25 protein-coding genes are annotated in these 21339 nt (G+C 45.0%); 7 read left to right on the plus strand and 18 right to left on the minus strand.

The genetic code is table 11. The features are described 5' to 3' along the window. Nucleotides 1-62 precede the first annotated feature (62 nt). The 4 genes from ITG09_22295 (at nt 63) to ITG09_22310 (ending at nt 2860) form a co-directional block, all read left to right on the plus strand. Entirely contained in the window at nt 63-455 is a 393-nt protein-coding gene (locus tag ITG09_22295) for a GFA family protein (GenBank protein UPR54110.1), read from the plus strand. Between the two features lie 28 nt (nt 456-483). After that, nucleotides 484-945, plus strand: a complete 462-nt coding sequence (locus ITG09_22300; GenBank protein UPR54111.1) for an OsmC family protein — start codon at nt 484-486, stop codon at nt 943-945. 128 nt (nt 946-1073) lie between these two features. Continuing rightward, nucleotides 1074-2306 carry a PatB family C-S lyase gene (locus ITG09_22305; GenBank protein UPR54112.1) on the plus strand — a complete coding sequence of 411 codons (1233 nt, stop codon included), beginning with the start codon at nt 1074-1076 and terminating at the stop codon, nt 2304-2306. Nucleotides 2307-2515: 209 nt separating this feature from the next. Beyond that, nucleotides 2516-2860 (plus strand): hypothetical protein, encoded by a 345-nt coding sequence (locus tag ITG09_22310; GenBank protein UPR54113.1) that lies wholly within the window; start codon nt 2516-2518, stop codon nt 2858-2860. A gap of 142 nt (nt 2861-3002) precedes the next feature. Here ITG09_22310 and ITG09_22315 read toward each other — a convergent pair whose 3' ends face one another. From ITG09_22315 to ITG09_22385, 15 genes are all read right to left on the minus strand, one after another. Next, nucleotides 3003-3242 (minus strand): RNA-binding protein, encoded by a 240-nt coding sequence (locus ITG09_22315; protein ID UPR54114.1) that lies wholly within the window; start codon nt 3240-3242, stop codon nt 3003-3005. 133 nt (nt 3243-3375) lie between these two features. Further along, nucleotides 3376-3639: a DNA polymerase III subunit epsilon gene (locus ITG09_22320; GenBank protein ID UPR54115.1), complete on the minus strand. Its 264-nt coding sequence runs from the start codon at nt 3637-3639 to the stop codon at nt 3376-3378. Nucleotides 3640-3890: 251 nt separating this feature from the next. Next, nucleotides 3891-4433, minus strand: a complete 543-nt coding sequence (locus tag ITG09_22325) for a DUF3833 domain-containing protein (GenBank protein ID UPR54116.1) — start codon at nt 4431-4433, stop codon at nt 3891-3893. Then, complete coding sequence (locus ITG09_22330) at nt 4430-5005, minus strand: chalcone isomerase family protein (GenBank protein ID UPR54117.1); 576 nt, start codon at nt 5003-5005, stop codon at nt 4430-4432. The genes ITG09_22325 and ITG09_22330 overlap by 4 nt, the downstream gene beginning before the upstream one ends. 3 nt (nt 5006-5008) lie before the next feature. Next, nucleotides 5009-5530 carry a DUF2878 domain-containing protein gene (locus ITG09_22335; GenBank protein ID UPR54118.1) on the minus strand — a complete coding sequence of 174 codons (522 nt, stop codon included), beginning with the start codon at nt 5528-5530 and terminating at the stop codon, nt 5009-5011. Further along, nucleotides 5508-6788 carry a class I SAM-dependent methyltransferase gene (locus tag ITG09_22340; GenBank protein ID UPR54119.1) on the minus strand — a complete coding sequence of 427 codons (1281 nt, stop codon included), beginning with the start codon at nt 6786-6788 and terminating at the stop codon, nt 5508-5510. The genes ITG09_22335 and ITG09_22340 overlap by 23 nt, the downstream gene beginning before the upstream one ends. A 105-nt stretch (nt 6789-6893) precedes the next feature. Next, nucleotides 6894-7700: a DUF1365 domain-containing protein gene (locus ITG09_22345; GenBank protein ID UPR54120.1), complete on the minus strand. Its 807-nt coding sequence runs from the start codon at nt 7698-7700 to the stop codon at nt 6894-6896. After that, nucleotides 7697-8968: an FAD-dependent oxidoreductase gene (locus ITG09_22350; protein ID UPR54121.1), complete on the minus strand. Its 1272-nt coding sequence runs from the start codon at nt 8966-8968 to the stop codon at nt 7697-7699. The genes ITG09_22345 and ITG09_22350 overlap by 4 nt, the downstream gene beginning before the upstream one ends. A gap of 2 nt (nt 8969-8970) precedes the next feature. Then, nucleotides 8971-9702 carry an SDR family NAD(P)-dependent oxidoreductase gene (locus ITG09_22355; GenBank protein ID UPR54122.1) on the minus strand — a complete coding sequence of 244 codons (732 nt, stop codon included), beginning with the start codon at nt 9700-9702 and terminating at the stop codon, nt 8971-8973. Next, a complete protein-coding gene (locus ITG09_22360) occupies nt 9702-10133 on the minus strand; it encodes a nuclear transport factor 2 family protein (protein UPR54123.1) in 432 nt (143 codons plus the stop codon). The genes ITG09_22355 and ITG09_22360 overlap by 1 nt, the downstream gene beginning before the upstream one ends. A 14-nt stretch (nt 10134-10147) precedes the next feature. Further along, the gene (phrB, locus tag ITG09_22365) at nt 10148-11563 is read right to left on the minus strand and encodes a deoxyribodipyrimidine photo-lyase (protein UPR54124.1); all 1416 of its coding nucleotides are present in this window, start codon (nt 11561-11563) and stop codon (nt 10148-10150) included. Then, a complete protein-coding gene (locus ITG09_22370) occupies nt 11560-12507 on the minus strand; it encodes a DUF1722 domain-containing protein (protein UPR54125.1) in 948 nt (315 codons plus the stop codon). The genes phrB and ITG09_22370 overlap by 4 nt, the downstream gene beginning before the upstream one ends. Nucleotides 12508-12681: 174 nt before the next feature. Beyond that, entirely contained in the window at nt 12682-13362 is a 681-nt protein-coding gene (locus tag ITG09_22375; protein ID UPR54126.1) for a cupin domain-containing protein, read from the minus strand. Further along, nucleotides 13355-14002, minus strand: a complete 648-nt coding sequence (locus tag ITG09_22380) for a sigma-70 family RNA polymerase sigma factor (protein UPR54127.1) — start codon at nt 14000-14002, stop codon at nt 13355-13357. Before ITG09_22380 ends, ITG09_22375 begins: the two co-directional genes overlap by 8 nt. 110 nt (nt 14003-14112) lie before the next feature. After that, nucleotides 14113-14733, minus strand: a complete 621-nt coding sequence (locus ITG09_22385; protein UPR54128.1) for a hypothetical protein — start codon at nt 14731-14733, stop codon at nt 14113-14115. Nucleotides 14734-14985: 252 nt separating this feature from the next. Between ITG09_22385 and ITG09_22390 the strand changes: the two genes are divergently transcribed. Continuing rightward, entirely contained in the window at nt 14986-15372 is a 387-nt protein-coding gene (locus ITG09_22390; protein ID UPR54129.1) for a tautomerase family protein, read from the plus strand. 98 nt (nt 15373-15470) lie between these two features. Here ITG09_22390 and ITG09_22395 read toward each other — a convergent pair whose 3' ends face one another. Further along, nucleotides 15471-16268 carry a hypothetical protein gene (locus ITG09_22395; GenBank protein ID UPR54130.1) on the minus strand — a complete coding sequence of 266 codons (798 nt, stop codon included), beginning with the start codon at nt 16266-16268 and terminating at the stop codon, nt 15471-15473. A 327-nt stretch (nt 16269-16595) separates the two neighbouring features. Here ITG09_22395 and ITG09_22400 point away from each other — a divergent pair, with 327 nt between their 5' ends. Both ITG09_22400 and gltS read left to right on the plus strand, forming a co-directional pair. Further along, on the plus strand, nt 16596-16952 hold the full coding sequence (locus ITG09_22400; GenBank protein ID UPR54131.1) for a YibL family ribosome-associated protein: 357 nt from the start codon (nt 16596-16598) through the stop codon (nt 16950-16952). A gap of 316 nt (nt 16953-17268) precedes the next feature. Further along, nucleotides 17269-18495 (plus strand): sodium/glutamate symporter, encoded by a 1227-nt coding sequence (gene gltS / locus ITG09_22405; GenBank protein UPR54132.1) that lies wholly within the window; start codon nt 17269-17271, stop codon nt 18493-18495. A gap of 100 nt (nt 18496-18595) precedes the next feature. Here gltS and norW read toward each other — a convergent pair whose 3' ends face one another. Together norW and norV are read right to left on the minus strand one after the other, a co-directional pair. Further along, nucleotides 18596-19765: an NADH:flavorubredoxin reductase NorW gene (norW, locus tag ITG09_22410; GenBank protein UPR54133.1), complete on the minus strand. Its 1170-nt coding sequence runs from the start codon at nt 19763-19765 to the stop codon at nt 18596-18598. A 1-nt stretch (nt 19766) separates the two neighbouring features. After that, a complete protein-coding gene (gene norV / locus ITG09_22415) occupies nt 19767-21272 on the minus strand; it encodes an anaerobic nitric oxide reductase flavorubredoxin (GenBank protein UPR54134.1) in 1506 nt (501 codons plus the stop codon). Between the last annotated feature and the right edge of the window lie 67 nt (nt 21273-21339).

Raw genomic sequence — 21339 nt, forward strand, 5'->3', positions numbered from 1 at the left:
CGGACAAGGTAAATAGTTCTCGTTAAGATAGTTCGATTACAAGGATGTAAATGGAGAGAAAAATGAAAGTAGTCGGCAACACGGTTATCCAACCTTTTCACAAAGCCACCTGCCACTGTGGTGCAGTCGAACTAGAACTCAGCCTACCTAACGGAATAGAGAAGCCACGTCGTTGTGATTGCTCTATCTGTCGTCGCAGGGGAGCGATTGTGGGCTCTGTTGCGCTAGATGGCATCAAGATCCTCAAAGGTGCGGAGCATCTTAAGCTTTATCAATTCAATACCAACACCGCGAAGCATTATTTCTGCTCAAACTGCGGTATCTATACCCATCACCAACGCCGCTCAAGCCCAAATGAATACGGTTTTAACATCGGCTGTTTGGAAGGAGTGAACCCTTTTGATATTGGTGATGTGGTGACCAACGATGGTGTGAATCACCCTGCTGATCGTTAAGTAATGAACATTAAAAAGGAACGGTTCTATGTCTGAATATGGTGCGCTCATTCGCTGGCAAAAAGCGGCAGATGAAGCCTTTAGCGACAATCAATACAGCCGCGGCCACACATGGGAGTTCGATGGTGGTGTTACTGTGCCTGCTTCGTCCTCTCCTCACGTTGTGCCACTGCCGTTTTCGGTGGAAGTGAATGTTGACCCGGAAGAAGCCTTTATCGCGGCACTTTCTAGCTGTCACATGCTGACGTTTTTGGGTATTGCGGCGAAACAGAAATACGTGATCGACTCTTATGTGGATGATGCGATTGGTGTGCTGGAAGAAAATGAATCTGGCCGCTCGTCTGTCACTAAGGTGACTCTTCGACCTGAGATCGTGTTTTTAGGCACTAAAAAGCCCACTGCTAAGCAGCTCGAAAAGCTACATCACTTGGCGCACAAAAATTGCTTTATCGCGAACTCGGTAAAAACAGACATTGTGGTAGAGATGTGAGATTAATTTAAATTAATCACAAGATTTCTTTAAAAACTTCGTCTTTTGAGTTTAGCCATCGTCTTAAGGGTATTCATGCAATCCAGTTGATTGTAAAAAGACCAAACACACTATTTGAGGAAACCTCCATGACAGCGTTTAACAGTGCATCGAATTACGGTGAAAATGCGTTTATCAAAAGCAAAACGCAGATGCTACAGAACATTTACAACACCACAGATGTATTCCCTTACTGGGTTGCCGACATGGATTTTCAGGTCGCGGAACCGATCACTCAAGAGCTTAACCGTCTGGTTGAGCGCGGTGTGTACTCTTACGAATTTAATGAACAAGGGGTGTTTGAAGCGCTGTCGCAATGGTATTCAAAGCGTCATGGTTTAAAGCTATTTGCGGACAAGTTTGTGCAGGTGCCAGGTGTGCTTTCCGGTATCGCGTTGCTATTACGCCAGTTCACCAACGAAGGCGATGGTGTTCTTATCCATACGCCAGCATATCACCAGTTTTCTAACTTGGTGAACAAGGCGAATCGTCAGGTAGTGAAGAGCCCACTCATCAATGACGAGCAAGGTTATCGCATTGATTTCGATGGTATGGAGCAACAGATCATCGAGCAGAAAGTGAAGACGATGATTTTCTGTAATCCACATAACCCAACTGGTCGTGTGTGGACGCAGCAAGAAGTGACACAGGTTATCGAGATTGCTAAACGTCATGATGTGTTGATCATCAGCGATGAAATCCACTCAGACATTATTTTTGAAGGGCACGCTTTTACGAGCTTAACCAGTTTTGACTACGATAAGATCATTGCCTTGATTGGATCTCCGGCAAAAACCTTCGGTATGCACAGCATCTCAAACGGCTATGTGTACACCAACAATGATGGACTATTTGAAGCGTTCAAAACCAATGTGGTCGCGATGTATCTTGACCACGGTAATGCGTTCAGCACATTTGCAACCGTGGCCGCTTTTGAGAAAGGTGGTGAGTGGTTAGATGGCATGTTGGTGTATCTGCAAGACACAGTTAAATGGATCACTGAGTTTGCTGAGCAGCGCATTCCTCAGTTAAAAGTTTTCCAACCGCAAGGCACTTACCAAGTGTGGTTTGATTTCTCAGGCTTGGATTTTTCGGAAGAAGAACTAAAAAATGTGGTGTTTGAACAGGCTAAAATGGGCTTAACCCCAGGAGGTTGGTTTGGTGCCGAAAGTCCTAACTTTATGCGAATGAACATCGCGACGTCGCGCGATAATATAGAGCAATCATTTATTGCGTTAGCAGACGCGATTGATGGCTTTGAGCGAGGAAATCAGACTACTTCAACTTGTTGTGATAGTGACGCTACAAAAAGCTGCTGCTGATTCCCCCTACTTATCTGAAAAATGCTTAGTTGCCGATACTGAGCAGTAAACTCTAAAAGAACAAAAAACCGCGAGGCTGCTTAGTGCATGACTGGCGGTTTTTTTGTGTCTGTGTAATCCTAAGCATGATTTTATTGAGTTGTGATTGAAGTGTTGAGTGGTATTCGAGAACACTTGAATGATTGGTAGAGATTGGTTGGTAGAGAGTTATGTTTAGCGTTCCACTGAATAGTTTTGTACACCGTGTGAGTGATAAAATCCAATTGATGGCGAATGCTGCGGAATGTGGATGTCAGTTGAAACGAGTTCGCCGTTCGCGAAATTGGCTGTTGGTCGCTCAAGAACATCAACTCATTGAATTTAAAACCCTACTCACCCATGAAAAAGACGGTTGGATAGCAACCGCGATCGACAAAGTGCTGCCTAAACCTGTGGTGTGTTTGGCCTCGCTGTTGGCCGCAACACCCTCAATGACGGTGGCTCAGCTGGTGATGGAATCTGGATGTTCAATGGCAGAAGCAAGGCGTGCTATTGATGAACATGAAGGTCTGTAGGCGTATTCGAAACGTGTGAAACGAGAATCGCGAGCAGCAAAAAGCCCGTAACGATATTGCGTTTTTCAGCGGAATATCGTTACGGGCTTTATCATCTGTGCTGCATTAAGCTAAGCCACGTGGCTTATGAAGCGGTGCTCGATTAAGAGTTCGCTACTTTTACACGAATCGTGTTTTTGCCAAGCTTTGACAAGTTCAGCTTGTTTAGTGCTGCTTTAGCTTCTTCTTGCTCTGGCATTTCAACAAAAGCAAAGCCTTTAGATTCGCCAGTTTCTTGGTCTAAAACTAGGCTGCACTCTTTTACTGAGCCAAACTCAGAAAATAGCACACGGATGTCTTGCTCAGATGTAGAGCGCGATAGGTTACGAACTAGAAGTTTCATAATAAACCTTGAATATGAATTTACGCCGAGCATTGTCGCACACTTTCACGCTCACCTTGGCATAATAATTTAAGTTCACGCTTGCTTTGATTGACTAAACATAGAGCCAGCGCTTTTGAGTAATCATAAGTGATTATTCGTCGTCGAACTGTTTGATCGTGAACGCGTCTTCGATTCGGTTAAGCTCTTCTTGTTCTTTCACTCGCTTCTCTTCTTGCAGAGTCGCTCTCGTTTCGTTGAAACGTTTTTTCTCTGACTTAGTCAGGAATTTTACAGCTTTTTTGTTGGTCAGTGCGTAAGCAACTACGTCTTCACCTTTTTCTCTGCGGTCGTTTACGCGTTGTGAGAAACGTTCATTGTCGCGAGCTTTACGCTCCGCTGAGGTCAACTTGCTCATGCTTTAAAGCCTTTTCAATTATTCATGGTAGGGAATCTACGCTTAGCGAAACAAATGGGGACTGCTGAGTATGAGTCTAGCCCATTTGTATGCTGGTGGCGCATCTTAGCACAGTGGCTTGAGCATGCAGGTATGCTATTCGAGGGATTAAACAAAACAGCCCACAATTTTCGTTGTGGGCTGTTTTGTTACGTACTGTAGATGAGATGTAGTCATCGATTTGAAACCAAAAAGCAGAAACGGCAGTTAAATCAAATCTTCTCGATGTATAAGATGACCTCTCCCACTTTAAAGCCAAACTTGGACATCTCAGTCTTGTTGAACAAGCGCTTGTCGTCCATCAAGAACATCCAATCATCGAGCACAACTTCATAAGTGCTGCCGTCTACTTCAATTTCGAGATCATATTTCCAATACAATGCCGAACCTTGTGTCTCGCCGTAAGCGGTACCTACTACATCGTTGGCGGTGCCTGAATAGGTGTTTTCGCCCGTTTTGAGTAGATTCCAAACGCGAGTTGAGCGCTCGCCATCAGCAAAAGAGAACCACTCTTTTATTTCTCCGTTGCCACCGTCCCAAGTCGCGATCAGTTTGACATCGAAGCGTCGCAGTAGGTTACCAGAACGGTCGAGCACCATGCCGTAGGCCATTAGCTCGCCATTAAAAAAGGTTTCAAGCTTGAGCTCTGGCGTAGTGTCGGCATGGTCTTCTAAACTTGCAGAACCACAGCCCACTAGCCAAGTGAGTGAAAAAAATGCCAGAGCGAATTTCATTATTGTTGTTTTTGGATTCATTTTTTCAAACCTAGAAGTTGTTTACGAAGAACGGGTTCAGAAGTATTTTCAGATAACCAAATCGCTAGAAAGGCTTCGCCGAATTGTTTGTCTTGGATGGTGCCGATCGGTTGTTCATCGAAATAAAAACGACTCACGTTATCTTTAGCGACACGAATCGTGAGTGTGCTTCCTTCTTCCACGTTAGGCCACATCGCATACAAGGGTTTCAACCAACGTTGAATGTTGCTGTCAGAGTAGCCAAGCTTGTTCCACTGATCTTCGGTAGCGTCTACGAGGTCTTTGCTGTCGATAGAGCGGTAATATTCAAGCTTTAAGGCTCGTTCAGAGTTGGTTGGAGTCGCGTAGAATTCCGCGGAGTAGAGAGTCCAAAACAGGTAACTCATCTCACCTTGGCCGAGTTTATTTAAGTCATCGACCGCAGAGGCTTTAGTGTTTCCGGAAAATATCAGCGCAGCAAAAATTAACGAGAGAGTGATAAAGCTTAGAAGTGTGTTTTGTGCTCGCTGATGAGTACGAACAATAACGTTCTCAGGTTTGAACGTTTGTGTCGGGTTGCTTGGATAAGCCATAAGTCACCTCGTTATTGCCATTCTAGGTTGTATTAAGTTGGAGTAGGCGGCCACCAGTAAGGGCAACAAAATCCCCCAACTTATTGCAAGGGCAGCGACTACCGATGCATCTGGCCAAGTCGTTAGAAGGGCACCTGCTTTGATGCCTCCCCAATAACTACTAGTACCTGCTACGAACCCTATGGCGAACAAGATCACTTTCGAGCATTTTAAAAGCCAATTAAGGCTGTGGTTGAAGCTAATCAAAAACATGATCCACAGGCAGATGAGCCACACAGGAAACCACGATTGATTGGCAATTTCAGAATCGACGGCAAACACGCCGAAGTGAAGCATGAGGCTATCAAGCAATAGCCCCAATGGTAATAGAATGAGTATCTTCAAATCGCTACTGCGAGTCGGTGATAGGAGGAAGTGAACCACTACAATCAGTGGCGTGACGAACGGGGCTTGCGCGGTAAAGAAGGCACTGCAAACCCAGGTCGCTTGAAACAGTACGAGATTAATAATCCAAAACTGCTTCATCTTTTGCTCCAAAGTATCGAGGTTTTCTTGCGACTACATGGTGAGTGCTGATCACGCGCTCTTTGAATGCGCCTTCACAGTAGCAGAAGTAGAAGATCCACAAGCGCTTAAACTCTTCTGAATAGCCGAGGGACTCTAACTCTTCCCAACTATTTTCAAAAGCAATGTTCCAATCATTCAGCGTTCGAGCGTAGTGCAGGCCAATATCATCAATTTCTTGAACAACAAGGTCGGTGCTGGTCGCAAGGTGTTGGGTCATCACTGAAACCGAAGGTAGGCAACCGCCGGGGAAGATGTACTTTTGAATAAAGTCGACACCTTTACGGTATTTATCGTAACGGCTGTCTGCAATAGTAATCGCTTGGATCAGCATCTTGCCTGAAGGTTTAAGTAGCGATGAACATTTCTCAAAGAAGGTCTGCAGATATTCATGACCAACCGCCTCGATCATCTCGATAGAGACCAACTTGTCATACTCACCAGTGAGGTTACGATAATCCTCTTTAAGCAGGGTGATTTTGTCTGTTAAATCAAGCGCTTTTACTCTCTGCTCTGCAAGCGCGTGTTGGGCATCTGAGATTGTGGTAGTGGTGACATGGCATCCGTAGTGTTGTGCCATGAATATAGCTAAGCCACCCCAGCCAGTGCCTATCTCGACCACGTTATCTTTCTCTGACAACTCTAATCGCTCACAGATAGTTTTCATTTTGTTTTGTTGAGCTTTGGATAGGGTTTCTGCTTCTTCACTGTAGATAGCAGAAGAGTATTGCATCGAGCTATCTAAGAAGCGCTCGTACAACTCATTGCCAATATCGTAGTGCGCAAGAATATTCCGCTTAGAGCCTTGCTCGGTGTTGGCATTCTTACGACGCAGCAAGAGGTTTTTGATGCGAGAAATCCATTGTGTCTTGTCATCAAGCTCATCCAATTGGGCTTGGTTCCGAGCCATAATTTGAATCACACGCGTGAGATTCGGGCTGGTCCATTTGCCATCGATATAAGCTTCAGATGCACCGATACTGCCGTTGATGACAACATCTCTAAAAAAGGTCGCATCATGAATCACGATTCGACCTTTCAACTCGGCTTCTCGATCGCCGAATACGGAATGTTGGTCTCGCTCAATGATCTCAAGCGTCGCGAATTGCAGGCTTTCTAACACCTTGAAGATTAAAGCTCGATATTTACAGTTGCTTGAAACAGCAACGGCTTTAGCTTGTTGTTCTACGTTGTTGTTTTGTTTGGCAAGCTGTTCCATGTAAACCTCGCTGATAACTCATTCTAATATTTTGTGCCAACTAAGCTGAGTTCTGCCCCTTGGTTGGAGCGAATCCAAGCTTCAATTGAGTTCTTTCATATGCGCTCAAGACGTTGAGTCTGGATGCGCCACAAACGGTACTTTTTTCAGAAATAATTTGAGAGCCTGAAAATAGATACCCATTACAACCTTGATTGTCATTGCCGGAATCTTGAATACCGTTCGTCTAATGTTTGCTTTTGTTACCGACTGCTTTGAGAGTGCCAGAGTGGCATCAAAAATCTTGTCGCTACGATGACTCTCGATGTGTACTAACGTCCGTTTCGTTGGTGGTTTTATTTTCCACAAATAATTCATGTCTAAATCCATGAACGGCGAAACGTGAAACTCTTTTTTTACTTTCAACTCTTTGTGCATGTCAATGAGATAATAGTGTCTTTCTCGCCAAGGCGTGTTGCTCACTTCCGCTAACATATAGCGACAATCACCAGTCTCGTCGTAACAGAAAAAACAGTTAATTGGGCTGAAATAAATCCCTAAACAACGGCACTGAGCCAGCATCGTCACACGGTTTGAATCAGACCAAACCCCACCAAGTTGTTGTACTTTGGAAGCTATACGTTGCTTTAGTGTTTTAGGTTCATCAGTTGTGACATTTTCTTTTTTTTCAGCGAGATAATCCGATTCGACAAAGCGAATCGGGTTATACCATTGAGTACCGAACAAACGACTGCGAGTTGTTGTTTGAGGGATTTCATCGAGATCCAACCCCATCATGTATAACTGGTAGCTGAACTCATGAGTGATGTCGCCAAAGCGGCGGTGTCTGACGTTGCCCCAATAGATACCGCTGAGCTCTTCACTCTTTTCGGATGCGATCTCCATTTCGGATGTCAGGGTTTGACTGTTCATAGCGCTGAACTCGTACTCAAATCTAAACCGAAGCGTTTGGTCACATCGAGTGCACTGTGGACGCCATCTTCATGGAACCCGTTGTACCAGTACGCGCCGGCGAAATGAGTCTGGTTTTTGCCACAGATCTGCTCGCGCTTGTGCTGAGCCTCTACGGTGTTCGAGTTAAGTACCGGATGATGATAAACAAAGCTGCGAATGATTTTTTCTGGGTCGATGGCTTCGCTTTGATTTAAGGTCACACAGAAGGTGTCTTGGCTTTCGATGCCTTGCAGAATGTTCATGTTGTAAGTGACACAGGCAGGTCGTTTACTGTCGCCGTCTAACATGTAGTTCCAACTTGCCCAAGCCAGCTTTCTGTCTGGTAACAATCGGGTATCAGTGTGCAGAACCACTTCATTACGGCTGTATGGGATTTCGCCCAGTACCTGTTGTTCTTGCTCTGTCGCATCACCAAGCAGACGTAACGCTTGGTCTGAGTGACAGGCAAAGATTACTTCGTCGAAGTCTTGTGTGCTGCCATCTTCAAATTCAATCGTGATGCCTGTTTCTTGGCGAGTTACTTGTTTAATCGATGTATTGAGTGCAACAGACTTACTTAGGCGTGAAAGGATGATTTCAACATAAGAACGCGATCCTTTTGGAATCACATACCACTGCGGGCGGTTAGCAATGTCGAGCAGACCATGGTTGTAGAAAAACTGAATGAAGAACTTTAGCTCAAACTCTTCCATCTCTTTTAAGCTAGTCGACCAAATAGCGGCACCCATCGGCAGAATGTAGTGTTGGCTAAAGAAGTCGGAAAACTGGTTTTCACGCAAGAAACTGCCAAGGGTAACGTCTGGAGTAAACACATTGCTTTCGAATTGCGCCTTACACAATTTGTTGAACTTAAGAATGTCAGAAACCAAAGACCAGAATTGAGGTTTGAAAATATTACTCCTCTGAGCGAATAACGAATTAATGCTGTGGCCGTTGTATTCGAATTTAGTCGTGGTGTTGTGTACGCTGAAGCTCATTTCAGTGGGTTGCCTTTCGACACCGAGTTGCTCAAGCAGTTTGTTGAAATTCGGGTAAGTTCTGTCGTTGAAAACGATGAAGCCAGTATCAATTGAAAACGCCGTGCCTCGGTGTTCTATATCAACCGTAGCAGTGTGCCCGCCGACGTAGTCATTTTTCTCGAATACCGTAACGTCGTGGTGTTTATCTAATACATGTGCGCAAGTCAGTCCAGAGATGCCTGAACCTATAATGGCGATTTTTTTCATTGTTATACCATCCTTGAAGCGAGTTTTTGCCAAACTGGAGTTGGAAGCATTCTTAGTAGCTTCATCAACATGATGAATCGTCTTGGGAAATCGATTTCACTCTTTCCTTGAGCAATACCATTTACGATTCGCTGAGTTGCGGCCTCACTACTAATAATCATAGGCATAGCGAAAGTATTTCGCTCGGTTAATGGCGTTTCAACGAAACCAGGGTGCACAATTGAGACATGAATGTTGTGCTCGGCCAGATCAACCGAAAGTGTTCTGCCTAAGTAAGTGAGGGCTGCCTTTGAAGCGCCATAAGCCTCGGCTCTTGGTAAAGGTAAAAAGCTGGCGCTGGAGCTCACTAAAACCAAACGGCCGCCCGGCTTGATGTTTTTTAACCAGGCTTTAAGGGCGTAGCCAATTGAGATCAGGTTGATGTTGATGACGCGCTCAAAAAGCTCGGCATCAAAATGAATTGGGTCGTCGATGTACTCACAATCACCAGCATTTAAAATAAGCAGATCGAGAGGCTTATCTTGGTCGAGTTCTGGGAAATTGTGATAATCGGTCAGATCGAAACAGAGCGGTGTCATTGACGAATGAGCGATGTCTGTCTCATGAGAATCAACTAAGGTTTGCAGCTTGTCTGAGTTACGGCCACATGCAATCACCTGATGACCTTGCTGAGCGTAATCTTTAGCTAGGGATTGGCCGATACCTGAGGTCGCGCCTGTGATCATAATACGCATTATCGGCTCGCTCTCTTTTTGATGGATTTGATCGCGCAGCCCAGTACTGGAATGTGTTCGTACAACATAGACCCGACGTCGAGGTAATCTCTGTGGTAGACCACTTGACCGTCGAGCATCTTAAGGTGACTGTGTCCTTGTACTTCGATAGGCTTTTGCCCATTTAATTGCTTGTGAGCAAACTGCATCGTCCAGTAAACAGACGCTTCGTCGTTCGATTCAAAAGTGTGTTCGATATGAAAGTAACAGCTCGTTACCTGGGTGTAGAGGTTCTCGAAGTAGTGCGTAAGCGCCGAAATACCGCTGACATGATGCAGCGGATCTTGGAATTCAATATCAGGGTGATAAACCGTCTTAAGCACGTCGAAATTGTCGGTTCCGAGTTCTCGATACATGTTGAGAAAGTTATCAAGCCATAGAGAGTTATCCATAATACTCACTCTAATTATTTGAAGAAGGCTAAGGCTCTCAATCGTGCTTCTTTGTGTTCAACGATGGGTTGCCAGTATTCGCTGTTAATTCCGTTTTTTGCGATAAAGTCATGTGGAAAATGCACATGCTTATCTGGGATATTTTGCAGCTCTGGTATGTACTTACGAATAAAAATTCCTTTTGGATCAAACTTTTCACTCTGAGTGATTGGATTGAAAATTCGGAAGTAAGGTTGAGCATCACAGCCAGTACTTGAAGCCCACTGCCAGCCACCATTATTGGCACTAAAGTCACCGTCGATAAGATGCGACATAAAGAAACGCTCACCCCAACGCCAGTCAATAAGCAGGTGCTTGGTTAGGAAGCTTGCTACCACCATTCTTAGCCGGTTGTGCATCCAGCCTGTTTCAACCAGTTGACGCATTGCTGCATCAACCAATGGATATCCTGTTTTTCCTTCGCACCAGGCTTTGAAGCTAGGGTGATCGTGATACCAATCCAAACCACTGTATTTTTGCTGAAAGTTAGCGCCTTTAACCAGTTTAGGATGGTGGAACATCAAATGCTTATAAAAATCTCGCCAAATCAATTCGTTGAGCCAACAAAAGGCCGGTAATTGCGTATCAAATAACAGGTCGGGCTGTTGCTGAATCAATTGAATCGCTAACCAACGTGGGCTTACTGCGCCAATCGCTAAATAAGGCGATAGCCCTGATGTCCCTTTAACTGAAGGAATATCTCTCAGACGCGCGTAGTCGTAGACTTTACTGCCTAAGAAATTCGGGATCACATTGCCCAATACATCTTGGCTTATTGGCCAGCGACTTGAGTCAACACGAGGAAAGTCGAAATCATAGTCAGCGGAGATGGTTAAGGCTTGTAAGTCGTCAGGAAGCTGTGTTTGTGAACGTTCAGTCGGCACGACAGGAGCAGGACTACAGATGATGCCTTTCACCTGAACTTCTTTTAGCCAAGCGTTCTTAAAGGGCGTAAAGACTTTGAACATCTCTCCTTGTTTGTTGAGAACGCTACCGAGTGGCAGCATCACGTCACAATCGCTGATCTTCAGGTTTAGACCACCTGAAATCAGCTTTTTATCGCGAGCTTGTTCATCAATCTCTGGTTCAGAGTTTGCGTAGACGCACTTGGCATCAAGCTGCTCGCACAAGTTGATGAGTTGTTTGGATTGGTCGTCAAAGTCTGTCGCTTTTAAGTGAAGCAACGTTACTCCAAGCTCAGCGAGTTGGGATTCCAGTTGCGTCAGGTGCCGGTGTATAAAATCCGCTTTGATTGGCGCAAGATGGTGTTGTTTCCATTGTTGCGGTGTTGAAATGAAAACGGCTGTCGTTACGCCGTTTTCAACAGCTGCGACGAGCGCGGGGTTGTCGTGAGTCCGCAGGTCTCGTCTTATCCATAGAATGTCGCTCAATATCCGTATCTCAGTTTAAGTTCTTGTGGGTGCGGGTTTAGATAAACTTGTGATTCTAGGTACTCGTTTGGGTATTCCATCAGGTAGTGATTGATCAGCGTTAGTGGAACTAACAGTGGAACCAACCCTTCTCTGAATGATGAAATCTGATTGGTAAGCTCTTGTTTGTGAGCGCTGCTCAGCTGTTTCTTAAAGTAACCTTGTAAGTGATGCAAAGTATTGGCGTGACTACCGCGGTTCGCATGGTGAGATAGTGCCGTCATCAAGCCTTCAATATACTGATTTGCCAAGTCGTCGATTTCAAGATCGTTGCTTGCCAACAGTTTACCTAAGCTTTTGTAACCCTCAACGTGGTGGCACATGACTAAGTATTTGTGGGCGCTGTGGAACTGAATCAATTTATGTTTAGTAACACCTTCGTCCACAAGATCGAGCCACTTTTGGTAAGTGAACACTCGAGTCATAAAGTTTTCACGCAAAATGGGATCGTTAAGGCGGCCGTTTTCTTCAACGGGAAGTAACGGGTTGCCGTCCATAATTTGTTGGGTGAACATACCTACGCCTGTCGATTCAGAGCCTCGACCATGGTGGTGGTACACCTTTACGCGCTCCATACCGCAGGTTGGGCTTTTTTGACACACAATAAAGCCAGCGATGTGTTGGTTGTTCTTTGAATAGTTTTGTCCAAACTCGATCAGCTCATTGGTCACATCACCAGTTCCGTCAGGTCGGGAAACGTGAATGATATTGTCTAGCTGACGAACTTGACGGATGGTTGGTCTAGGAGTTGGAAGTCCAACCCCCATTTCTGGGCAAACAGGTTCCAATTCCACGTAGTCTGCTAGGTCGTCTGTACAAAAACGAGAGCGTTTATGACCTGTATCGAAGCGCACTTTGTGTCCAGCAACACATGCACTAATACCTATTTTAATTTTCTTTTCCATTGGCCAACTCCTTTGCTCTTGCTCTGAGCTATTTCTTATAGTTCAACATTGCTAATCGTACTTACAGAGCTTGGTGTATTTTTACTTTGACACCGTAGATGCTTTTATTCAGATGCTTGGACGATTTACAGGATAGCTTAATGCCATCCTGTATATTTATAGCGTGCAACTGGGTTAATAGATATATTTTCCAAGTGGATTGAATAGTTGGCTCACACCTTTTGTGAAGTAAAGCGCATCACTTGAAACGGTCAAGCACACACAACCTTCTTTGGTCGCAGGTTGGTGAGTATGGTTACCATCCAACCAGATGAAGTCGCCTTTGTTATAGACACCCATTTCGTCTTCGAAACTACCTTCTAAAAGCAGCGTGATCTCGAAGCCTTTGTGAGTGTGGCAAGGTACTTGTCCATCTTTATCGATGTGCAACAAACTGGTGTGGTGAGCTTCGTCATCGAAATCGAGTCTCGCTCGTGAAATCTTACCTAGGTTCATCCAATCTTTTCTCGCCACTGAATTCAGAGCGCGGGGGATTGTGAATGTCGTGTCGGCGACGGTTACTTTCTGAACCTCTGGAGTCGCTTCAACTGACTGAGAAGCATCGGCTGTGATTTGATCTATCGCGTCAAAATCGAAGTCCATGTCGTCCGTTAAGAAGCTGTCTAAATCTTCATTTGAAAATACTGGCTCTGCGTCAAATGCATTATTCGCCGATTCAGCGGTAAGCAACTTAACTTGTTGTTGGCAGTGTTCACACAGCTCTACATGGCTAGAAACAATCAAAGAAACTGAATCAGCCAACGTGCCATCGACGAAGTCTTTCAAGATTGCCGCGTTTGGGTGATGTTTAATCATGGCTTTGGTCTCCCATGTGAACTTTAAGTTTGGCTAAAGCGAGTCTCAGACGTGACTTCACTGTTCCAAGTGGGACGCCAAGTTGCTGAGCGAGTTGCTCTTGAGAAAGCTCTTGAAAGTAAACGCCTTTGACGATGGTTTTCTGAGCGAGAGGCAACTTTTCTATTTGAGTCATTACGTGTCGGCTCATCAAATGATCACCGAATGGCAAATCTTCACTTTGAGATTCGGCTACCATCGCATCGATTGGCCAGATATCGTCGGCTATCGTTTGTTCGGCTTTCGCTTTCACTTTACGCAACATGTCGAACGCTGCGTTACGCATTACCGTGTAGACCCAAGTGGTCGCAGCACCTTTGTCTACATTGTAGAGATGTGCTTTTTTCCAAACATTAGTCATCGTGTCTTGAACTAGTTCGTTGGCAGCAGCTTCGCCACCCAACTTACTGATGCCAAAACGCTTAATCTTAGGAGCGAAGAACTTGAACAAACAGGTGAACGCCTGCTTGTCTCTATCTGTACCAACCAACATCAACCAGCTCGAAAGCTCTGTCGGTACTTTGTTGTCTGTAGGTACTTTGTTATCGGGAATAATGACATGCTCCTTGCCGTTCCCTGAACTTCTGCTTTCCACTTGCATAGTAACTAACCATCATGCGAATTTGATAGGCACTACGTGTAAAGAAAAAGTCGGGATCACTTTAATTTAAATTAATTTCCACTATACAAAATTATAGTGAATAAAAGTGCTTATTGCCCCGTAATGATTTGATTCAAAAAAGGAACTAGAGACGGGAAACTGGCTGGCTCAGTAAATTCTGTTTTCTTTTCCAATGGGATAGGCATCATTTCGAGCAATCGCGCACAGATCCATTGTGTGCTCTCGAAATCTGGAGAGGGATAGAGTGTTCTTATCGAATCGTGGTCGCGAAACAACTGAACCAAAAATGCAGCAAACACGTTGGGTACTTTATAGTCATGAGTAGGCCAGTGAGGTAACAAGCTGAATTGGCTTTTAATCAGATCATCAACGTCTCGAAACGAACCATGTAACTGCACCAATTTTTCGCCTTCGACATCAATTTCCAAGATTTGGTCATCAGACATATTGAAATCGACGATGGTCACCTTTGTCCCCCAAGAACTAAGATCATCAGAGTTAGAGTTGTCTTGAGTGGCGATAATGAAACCATCGCCCTGCGCTGCGTGAGCGATCATCGCTAGATACTTTGGCTCAAAAATGCGCAGTCTTTGTCTACCTCCCGGTAGAAGGAAGATAGGGAGAGGAAACACTGCGAGCTCTAGAGAAGACTCTACGGGTGTTTCTAGTTCGGCGTCTGTCCGCGTGGTCTTCCTAGGTGAATTTGGCACATAGCACTCCTTAGTTCTAATGTGATTTGAGAAGATATACGCGAGGAGGGTGGTGTTCGATCAATTCGCTTCGGCTTATGTTTGCAAAGGGATAGGTATTTTGTTGCACCTGTTCATAAATTCATTGTTTTTACCTTTTCTCATACGCGTCATTAGGTAATATATGTACAAATAGTAAGCGAATGGGTAGTCGCCAAACGATGCTTCTATCTGACGTTCTTCTATACCTAACATCGCATCAAAGGAATGGTCATGATTGTTATTTATGGTATCAAAGAGTGCTTAAATCCAATTAAGTTGCAGCTCTCTAATGTGTTGCAGCAGTGCTTGAACAGTGAGATGGGGTTACCCGATGACAAGCGAGCACATCGATTTGTGCCATTGGAGCGAGATGACTTTTTTTATCCCGAAGGGCGAACAGAAGCTTACACCGTCATTGAGATCAATATGATGGAAGGTCGAGCGGTAAACACCAAAAAGCGCCTGATTAAGAAGATATTCTCAGAAATAGAGAAACAACTGGCCATCTCTCCCATTGATATCGAGATCACCATTAAGGAGCAGCCATCGCACTGCTGGGGGTTTCGAGGCATGACCGGCGATGAAGCTCAAGATCTGAAGTATAAAGTGAAGGTCTAGGGTTTAAACTCTTAACTCTTAACTCTTAAGCTAATCTATCGAGTTACGGCTTTGGGATTTGATGCCAAAGCCTTTTTTCTCGCTCTCGGCGCTAACCTTTAAGCACCGTCACTCTCTTTTAAATACTGATGCCAATTTTCATGGATCACGTCAAAGTGCTCGACACAGAACTCTTTCCTATCTTTCAAATAGTCGTTTTCCACCTCGTCGAGCAAGTTCTTATAGGCATCGGGATCGCTGCCATACACCAAGCATAAAGTGGAGAAGTAACGCTGCAGGTCGAAACTGTGCTCGTCGATGTATTCCCCCAAGTCGTAATATTCCGGGCGGTCTTCTGACTCGAAAGCGAACATGTCTGCAGCGCTGATAGCGGCATCGGCTCCATGCTCTACGTAGTTAAGCAGTAGCACGGTTGCTAGGTTATCAACTGCATCTTCTTCTTTACCCAATATGGCAATGTTCTGATCTTCGATATACGCGTGCCCAGCTTCGTGCAGCAGGGTGTGCAGCAAGGTATCAATAGCGCCGGTTTGCGCTGACTTCCCGTACTCTTTTTCGTATTGGTTCTTCTCGAAATAATTGAGTGACTCAGCGTAAAAGCTATAAGGGATCAGCACTTGATGGGTTTGTGGATCGTAGAGTGGTCCTTCTTCCCCGCCATATTGAATGGTTAATGGTTTCTCAAACATGAACAGTTGGTTTGATAGGTCGACCACGATGTCATTAACACCGCTGTTTTGAATTTCGCGTTTGAGCTGTTCTTCTTCAACATTTTGCGGTGCAGAGTACTCGACGATTAGGTTACTTTGGGTTGTTTGTTCACTAGATGCATAAGTTGCGGTAAACATTGCACTCAGGGCTAGGCTGCAGGTCAATGTTCGTTTCAATAATGTCATCGGCTATCCTTGTGATTACGTTGCGAATCAGAGTCGTTGCTGGGGGTAACAACTCCAAGCTGTGTACCCTGATTTAGTTACTGCGTTAGAGTATAAGTTTAGACGGAATTTTGATGCATCGAGGACTGCAATTTTTGAAGTAGACGCTATCCTATCAATGAACAATCCGCTGAGAGGTTCGCCACAAAGAATAGGCAAGCTGAATGAGCGGTGTAGATGTGATTCGTTTCTGTTGGTAATTAACAGATAAATTTCGGTTCAACAGAACCCTTGTGCTATACTCCGCGCCCCAATCCGAATTGGCTTGTTTAATCTTAGGAAATTATTATGAGTGTTAAAAACGAACTTCAACAAATTAACAACCGTCTAGACAAGTGTCGCCACAAGCTAGATGCTGCTAAAACTCGTAATGATCGTCCTGTTGTTCGTCAGTTCGAGGAAGAGATTAAGAAGCTAACTAAGAAAATTGCCCAGCTTAAACACAAAGAAAGCTTTGATGTGAACCAAGAGCGTAAGTCTCTGGTTGATATGCCATTTAGCCGTGAAATCACTAAGGCTGAGCAAGCGGATATGGGTAAACTGAAAAAGTCTGTTAAAGGACTCGTAATTGTTCACCCAATGACGAAGGTCGGTAAAGAACTTCGCATTGAAGTTATGACTGGTTACGCACCGAAAAAATTCTAATTACCAGCGATGGTGATGAAAGAGGAGCTAGAAATAGCTCCTTTTTGCTTTTTTAGGTATTAAGAAAGCAGAGTCAGCGGCATAGATACTCACGCCGTTTTCAACTTTTAGGAGGTGATTATTGTCACAAATCCTTTTATCTCCTATAAAAGTTAACGTGCTACTAACATGGCACTAAGCGATCGCAGTAATGTGTTCGCTTTTCGAATCCACACTTTCTCTCCAGTTTGTATAAATATAGGTAGAGCAGCACAAATAATTACAGATAAAACTAGACTCATTAGGGAAGATGAGAACGTAAAAAAATAGAGGTTATATGAATCAATTAATTTCAATTGGACCACTAGAATCCTTCCTAATCGCGATTAGTGTTTTGTTTCTAGGTCATTTCGTCAATGCAAAGCTTCCGATTCTCAAAAAGTACAACATTCCAGAGCCCATTGTCGGCGGCTTGATTGTCGCTTTTGCTATTACAGCCCTGCACTTTAACGGCCTTGATCTTGAGTTTTCTTTGCCCCTGCAGAACACGTTTATGTTGATGTTCTTTGCAACGGTCGGCCTTGCGGCTAACTACACGCAGCTGATAAAAGGTGGCGCTAAGGTATTCCTATTCTTAGGGGTAGCGTCGGTTTACATCATTATCCAAAACGGTGTAGGCGTAACTTTAGCAACGGCACTAGGCCTTGAACCCTTGATGGGTTTGATTGCTGGCTCTATCACTCTTTCGGGTGGTCACGGCACAGGCGCGGCTTGGTCTCAAACTTTTGCAGATACGTTTGGCATTGCAAATACGCTAGAAATCGCAATGGCTTCAGCGACCTTTGGTTTGATTATCGGTGGTATTATCGGTAGCCCTGTGGCGCAAAAGCTGATTGATAAAAACCAGCTTGAATCTGAGTACGGCACAGGCACGCAAACGCACGAACGCTTCCCTGAACTGGTTACTTACAACGAGTATGAAGAAGACAAAGTGACGGCGAAGAAGGTGATTGAAGTGTTGTTCATCCTTCTTATCTGTATTACGGGTGCGAAGTACCTAGAGCAGTGGGTGGCGACTTTTGAAATTTCTTGGTTGATGATTCCTGACTTCGTTTACGCGTTGTTTATCGGTGTGTTCATCACTAACGTGTTTGAAGTCACTAAGCTGCATAAGACGGATAGCGAAACGGTCGATATTCTTGGTACGGTGTCATTGTCACTATTCCTAGCAATGGCGCTAATGAGCCTTAAGCTGTGGAACATCTTTGACCTTGCGATTCCGTTCTTGGTTATCCTTGCGGTTCAGGCGGTTGTACTGGGTATTTTCTCTTACTTTGTGACGTTCAAAGTAATGGGTTCTAACTACGACGCAGCGGTTATGGCGGGTGGCCACTGTGGTTTCGGCTTAGGTGCAACACCAACAGCGGTAATGAACATGGGCTCTTTGGTGAACCGTTTCGGTCCGTCACCACAAGCCTTCATGGTTGTGCCAATCGTGGGTGCCTTCTTTATCGATATCGTTAACCTGATTATCCTGCAAGGGTACATCTCGTTTATTGGTTAATGTTCTCCTCTGCTTAAACGCGATGAGCTAGTCGCACTAAGATGAATACAAGAAAGCCAGTCTGTTGACTGGCTTTTTTATTGTCTAGCGAATGCCTAGCTTATGCTGGAGAGCTGGTCTGGAGTTCCTTAAGCAGAGGGAATGCAGCTTTGGTGTGTTCTCCCGTGACAATGAACCCAACCAACTGATCATCTTCATTGAAGCCTTTAGCGATAATGCCTTTTGGGTCGAATCGCGTTTCCCAACTCTGAGCAGTTTGAATATCACGCCCTGCGAGTTGAATCGGGTAGCTCGGTGTTTTCACCTTAGTGATGATGTGAGGCAAACTGAGCGTTGCTTCGCCCACTTTGATGTCGCCTTTATCCATAGCCAGCTGCTTAGCCAACACATTTGCCGACAAGATTACTGGCTGCAAATAGGCCATCACTCGACCTTCGATTTCGACGCAGTCACCAATCGCATACACATTCTCGGCACTGGTTCTCATGGTGTTATCGACCACAACCCCTCTGTTTACTTCTATTCCCGCTTGTTTGGCTAACAGCGTGTTTGGTCTTAGCCCTGCTGCGGCAATTACGATATCGGTTCGTATTAATCGAGAAGAAGTAGTTTGCAACCTCACCCCATTAGGGAGATAAGTTGCGCGACACACTGCAGAATCGGTTTCAACGGTGACGCCTGCTTTTCTTAACTCTCTTTCTAACTCTAGGGACACGAAAGGTGGCACCAAGTTATTTAGCAAGTAACTCGCGGGTTCGATGATGGTGACATCTTTGCCTGCGGTTTGAAGGTCGAAGGCGAGCTCAACGCCGATCAAGCCTCCGCCAATCACGGTGATTCGTTGTGCGTCATCAACCTGAGCTTTGTGTTTCTCGAACTCTTCCAAACTATTGAGAGTAATGGTCGCGCTGCGTTTTAACCCTTCCGCTGGTGGTATGAAGGGCGTTGCGCCTGTCGCTAATACCAACTTTGAATAGTGGATGATTTGGCCATCAACATGAACACACTGCTGAACAGTATCTACCTCGCTCACGAGTGCTTTGGTTTTGATGACCACGTTGTATTGTTCAGCCAACTGTTGAGCATTATGTATCGACAATGCTTCTGGTGTTTGCGCCTGACTGAACGCGTGCGAAAGATTCGGCTTACTGTACTCAACCCCGGCATCGGCGGTGATCATAGTAATTGCGATATCTTGGTTAAGTTTACGTACCATCTTAATGGTTTGTAGGGCAGCGAAACCGCCACCCACAATAACAATGTTCGACATGCTACTTCTCCACAAACACTTCTTTGCCTAAATGGCATTCAGGGCAAAGGAAATCATCAGGTACTTGTGCCCATGGGGTTCCCGGTTCAACGCCTTGGTAGGGTTCGCCTAGTTGTGGGTCGTACACCCATTCACACACGGTGCAACGCCAGCAAGTGCAATCTGCACTATGGACAGGCTTGTCTTGTGCTTCTTCTAACTTCTGCTCTGTCGTGTCTTTGAGCTCGGTAGTGGTGTTCCCCGGTGCTGGTGTGGCTTCGAGCGGTGTTACATTGCGTGATACTTGTTTTGGTGTGCTCACTTCATCGGCTTCTGCACGCCACACCTCAGCCAGTGTCATGCCGTAATCGATACATTGGCGAAGGGCTTCTGTGTCTGGTTTCCAGTGGATGTGTTGTGGTGCGCTGACTTCGAAGTTGGCTTCACGTAGGCGAGCATCGATGCGTTTAACTGCGCCACCTGTCCAACCTGAAGAACCGAATGCAGCGGCTCTTTTTTCTGCGAAACGTAGGCCATGTATTTCTTCAAGCAAAGCTGCGATCTGCGGCATCATTACATTGTTCATGGTCGATGAACCAACGAGCACACCTTTTGAACGAAAGATGTTGGCAAGGATGTCGTTTTTATCGTGCTTAGAGATATTGAACACCTTGATCGCCGTTTCTGGGCTGCCTTTACGGATCCCTTTAGCGATAGCATCTGCCATCATGCGGGTATTGTTCGACATGGTGTCGTAGACAATGGTGATGCGATCTTCTTTGTAGGCTTTCGACCATTCGTAGTATTGCTCAACGATTTGAGTCGCGTTGTCACGCCAAATGCAGCCGTGAGAAGTCGCAATTACATCGATCGGCACGCCTAAGCTCAACACTTCTTCAATCTTTGCTTTAACCAGCGGCGCAAACGGTGTCAGGATGTTCGAGAAGTAACGCAGACATTGTTCATGCAGCTCAACTTGGTCTAGCTGGTCATTGAATAGATTTTCGTCGCAGTAGTGTTGGCCGAAAGCGTCGTTACTAAACAGGATTTTATCACCAGTTAAGTAAGTCGCCATTGAATCTGGCCAATGCAGCATCTTCATCTCAACAAAGATAAGTTGCTTGCCATTACCCACATCGAGCGTGTCGCCAGTTTTAACGGTTCTGAAGTTCCAATCTGGTTGATGGTGATGGCCAACAATCGAGTTAACACCAGCTTCTGTGCAGTAAACAGGTGTGTTTGGAATTTTGGCTAATAGTGCAGAAAGGGCTCCGGAGTGGTCTTCCTCGGCATGCTGACAAATGATGTAGTCGATCTCGTTGATGTCGATTTCCATCTCAAGGTTTGCAAGGAATTGCTCAGTAAAGCGATGATCAACGGTATCGACAAGCACCGTTTTCTCTTCACGGATCAGGTACGAGTTATAGCTGGTACCTTTGTTCATGTGGTATTCCTTACCATGGAAGTGCTCGGTTTCCCAGTCGTGGACACCAACCCAATGAACATTTGATTTAACGTGAATAGTCATAATGATAATACCTTATTTAAATATCTAAGGCTCTCATTGCACTAGTTGTGCCATGTTTTTAACTTAT

Source organism: Vibrio cyclitrophicus, assembly GCA_023206055.1.
GTDB classification, from domain to species: domain Bacteria; phylum Pseudomonadota; class Gammaproteobacteria; order Enterobacterales; family Vibrionaceae; genus Vibrio; species Vibrio cyclitrophicus_A.

Coding starts and splice junctions, on each gene's coding strand:
- ITG09_22295 (UPR54110.1), top strand. CDS start 63: ATGAAAGTAGTCGGCAACACGGTTATCCAACCTTTTCACAAAGCCACC.
- ITG09_22300 (UPR54111.1), top strand. CDS start 484: ATGTCTGAATATGGTGCGCTCATTCGCTGGCAAAAAGCGGCAGATGAA.
- ITG09_22305 (UPR54112.1), top strand. CDS start 1,074: ATGACAGCGTTTAACAGTGCATCGAATTACGGTGAAAATGCGTTTATC.
- ITG09_22310 (UPR54113.1), top strand. CDS start 2,516: ATGTTTAGCGTTCCACTGAATAGTTTTGTACACCGTGTGAGTGATAAA.
- ITG09_22315 (UPR54114.1), bottom strand. CDS start 3,242: ATGAAACTTCTAGTTCGTAACCTATCGCGCTCTACATCTGAGCAAGAC.
- ITG09_22320 (UPR54115.1), bottom strand. CDS start 3,639: ATGAGCAAGTTGACCTCAGCGGAGCGTAAAGCTCGCGACAATGAACGT.
- ITG09_22325 (UPR54116.1), bottom strand. CDS start 4,433: ATGAATCCAAAAACAACAATAATGAAATTCGCTCTGGCATTTTTTTCA.
- ITG09_22330 (UPR54117.1), bottom strand. CDS start 5,005: ATGGCTTATCCAAGCAACCCGACACAAACGTTCAAACCTGAGAACGTT.
- ITG09_22335 (UPR54118.1), bottom strand. CDS start 5,530: ATGAAGCAGTTTTGGATTATTAATCTCGTACTGTTTCAAGCGACCTGG.
- ITG09_22340 (UPR54119.1), bottom strand. CDS start 6,788: ATGGAACAGCTTGCCAAACAAAACAACAACGTAGAACAACAAGCTAAA.
- ITG09_22345 (UPR54120.1), bottom strand. CDS start 7,700: ATGAACAGTCAAACCCTGACATCCGAAATGGAGATCGCATCCGAAAAG.
- ITG09_22350 (UPR54121.1), bottom strand. CDS start 8,968: ATGAAAAAAATCGCCATTATAGGTTCAGGCATCTCTGGACTGACTTGC.
- ITG09_22355 (UPR54122.1), bottom strand. CDS start 9,702: ATGCGTATTATGATCACAGGCGCGACCTCAGGTATCGGCCAATCCCTA.
- ITG09_22360 (UPR54123.1), bottom strand. CDS start 10,133: ATGGATAACTCTCTATGGCTTGATAACTTTCTCAACATGTATCGAGAA.
- ITG09_22370 (UPR54125.1), bottom strand. CDS start 12,507: ATGGAAAAGAAAATTAAAATAGGTATTAGTGCATGTGTTGCTGGACAC.
- ITG09_22375 (UPR54126.1), bottom strand. CDS start 13,362: ATGATTAAACATCACCCAAACGCGGCAATCTTGAAAGACTTCGTCGAT.
- ITG09_22380 (UPR54127.1), bottom strand. CDS start 14,002: ATGCAAGTGGAAAGCAGAAGTTCAGGGAACGGCAAGGAGCATGTCATT.
- ITG09_22390 (UPR54129.1), top strand. CDS start 14,986: ATGATTGTTATTTATGGTATCAAAGAGTGCTTAAATCCAATTAAGTTG.
- ITG09_22395 (UPR54130.1), bottom strand. CDS start 16,268: ATGACATTATTGAAACGAACATTGACCTGCAGCCTAGCCCTGAGTGCA.
- ITG09_22400 (UPR54131.1), top strand. CDS start 16,596: ATGAGTGTTAAAAACGAACTTCAACAAATTAACAACCGTCTAGACAAG.
- gltS (UPR54132.1), top strand. CDS start 17,269: ATGAATCAATTAATTTCAATTGGACCACTAGAATCCTTCCTAATCGCG.
- norW (UPR54133.1), bottom strand. CDS start 19,765: ATGTCGAACATTGTTATTGTGGGTGGCGGTTTCGCTGCCCTACAAACC.
- norV (UPR54134.1), bottom strand. CDS start 21,272: ATGACTATTCACGTTAAATCAAATGTTCATTGGGTTGGTGTCCACGAC.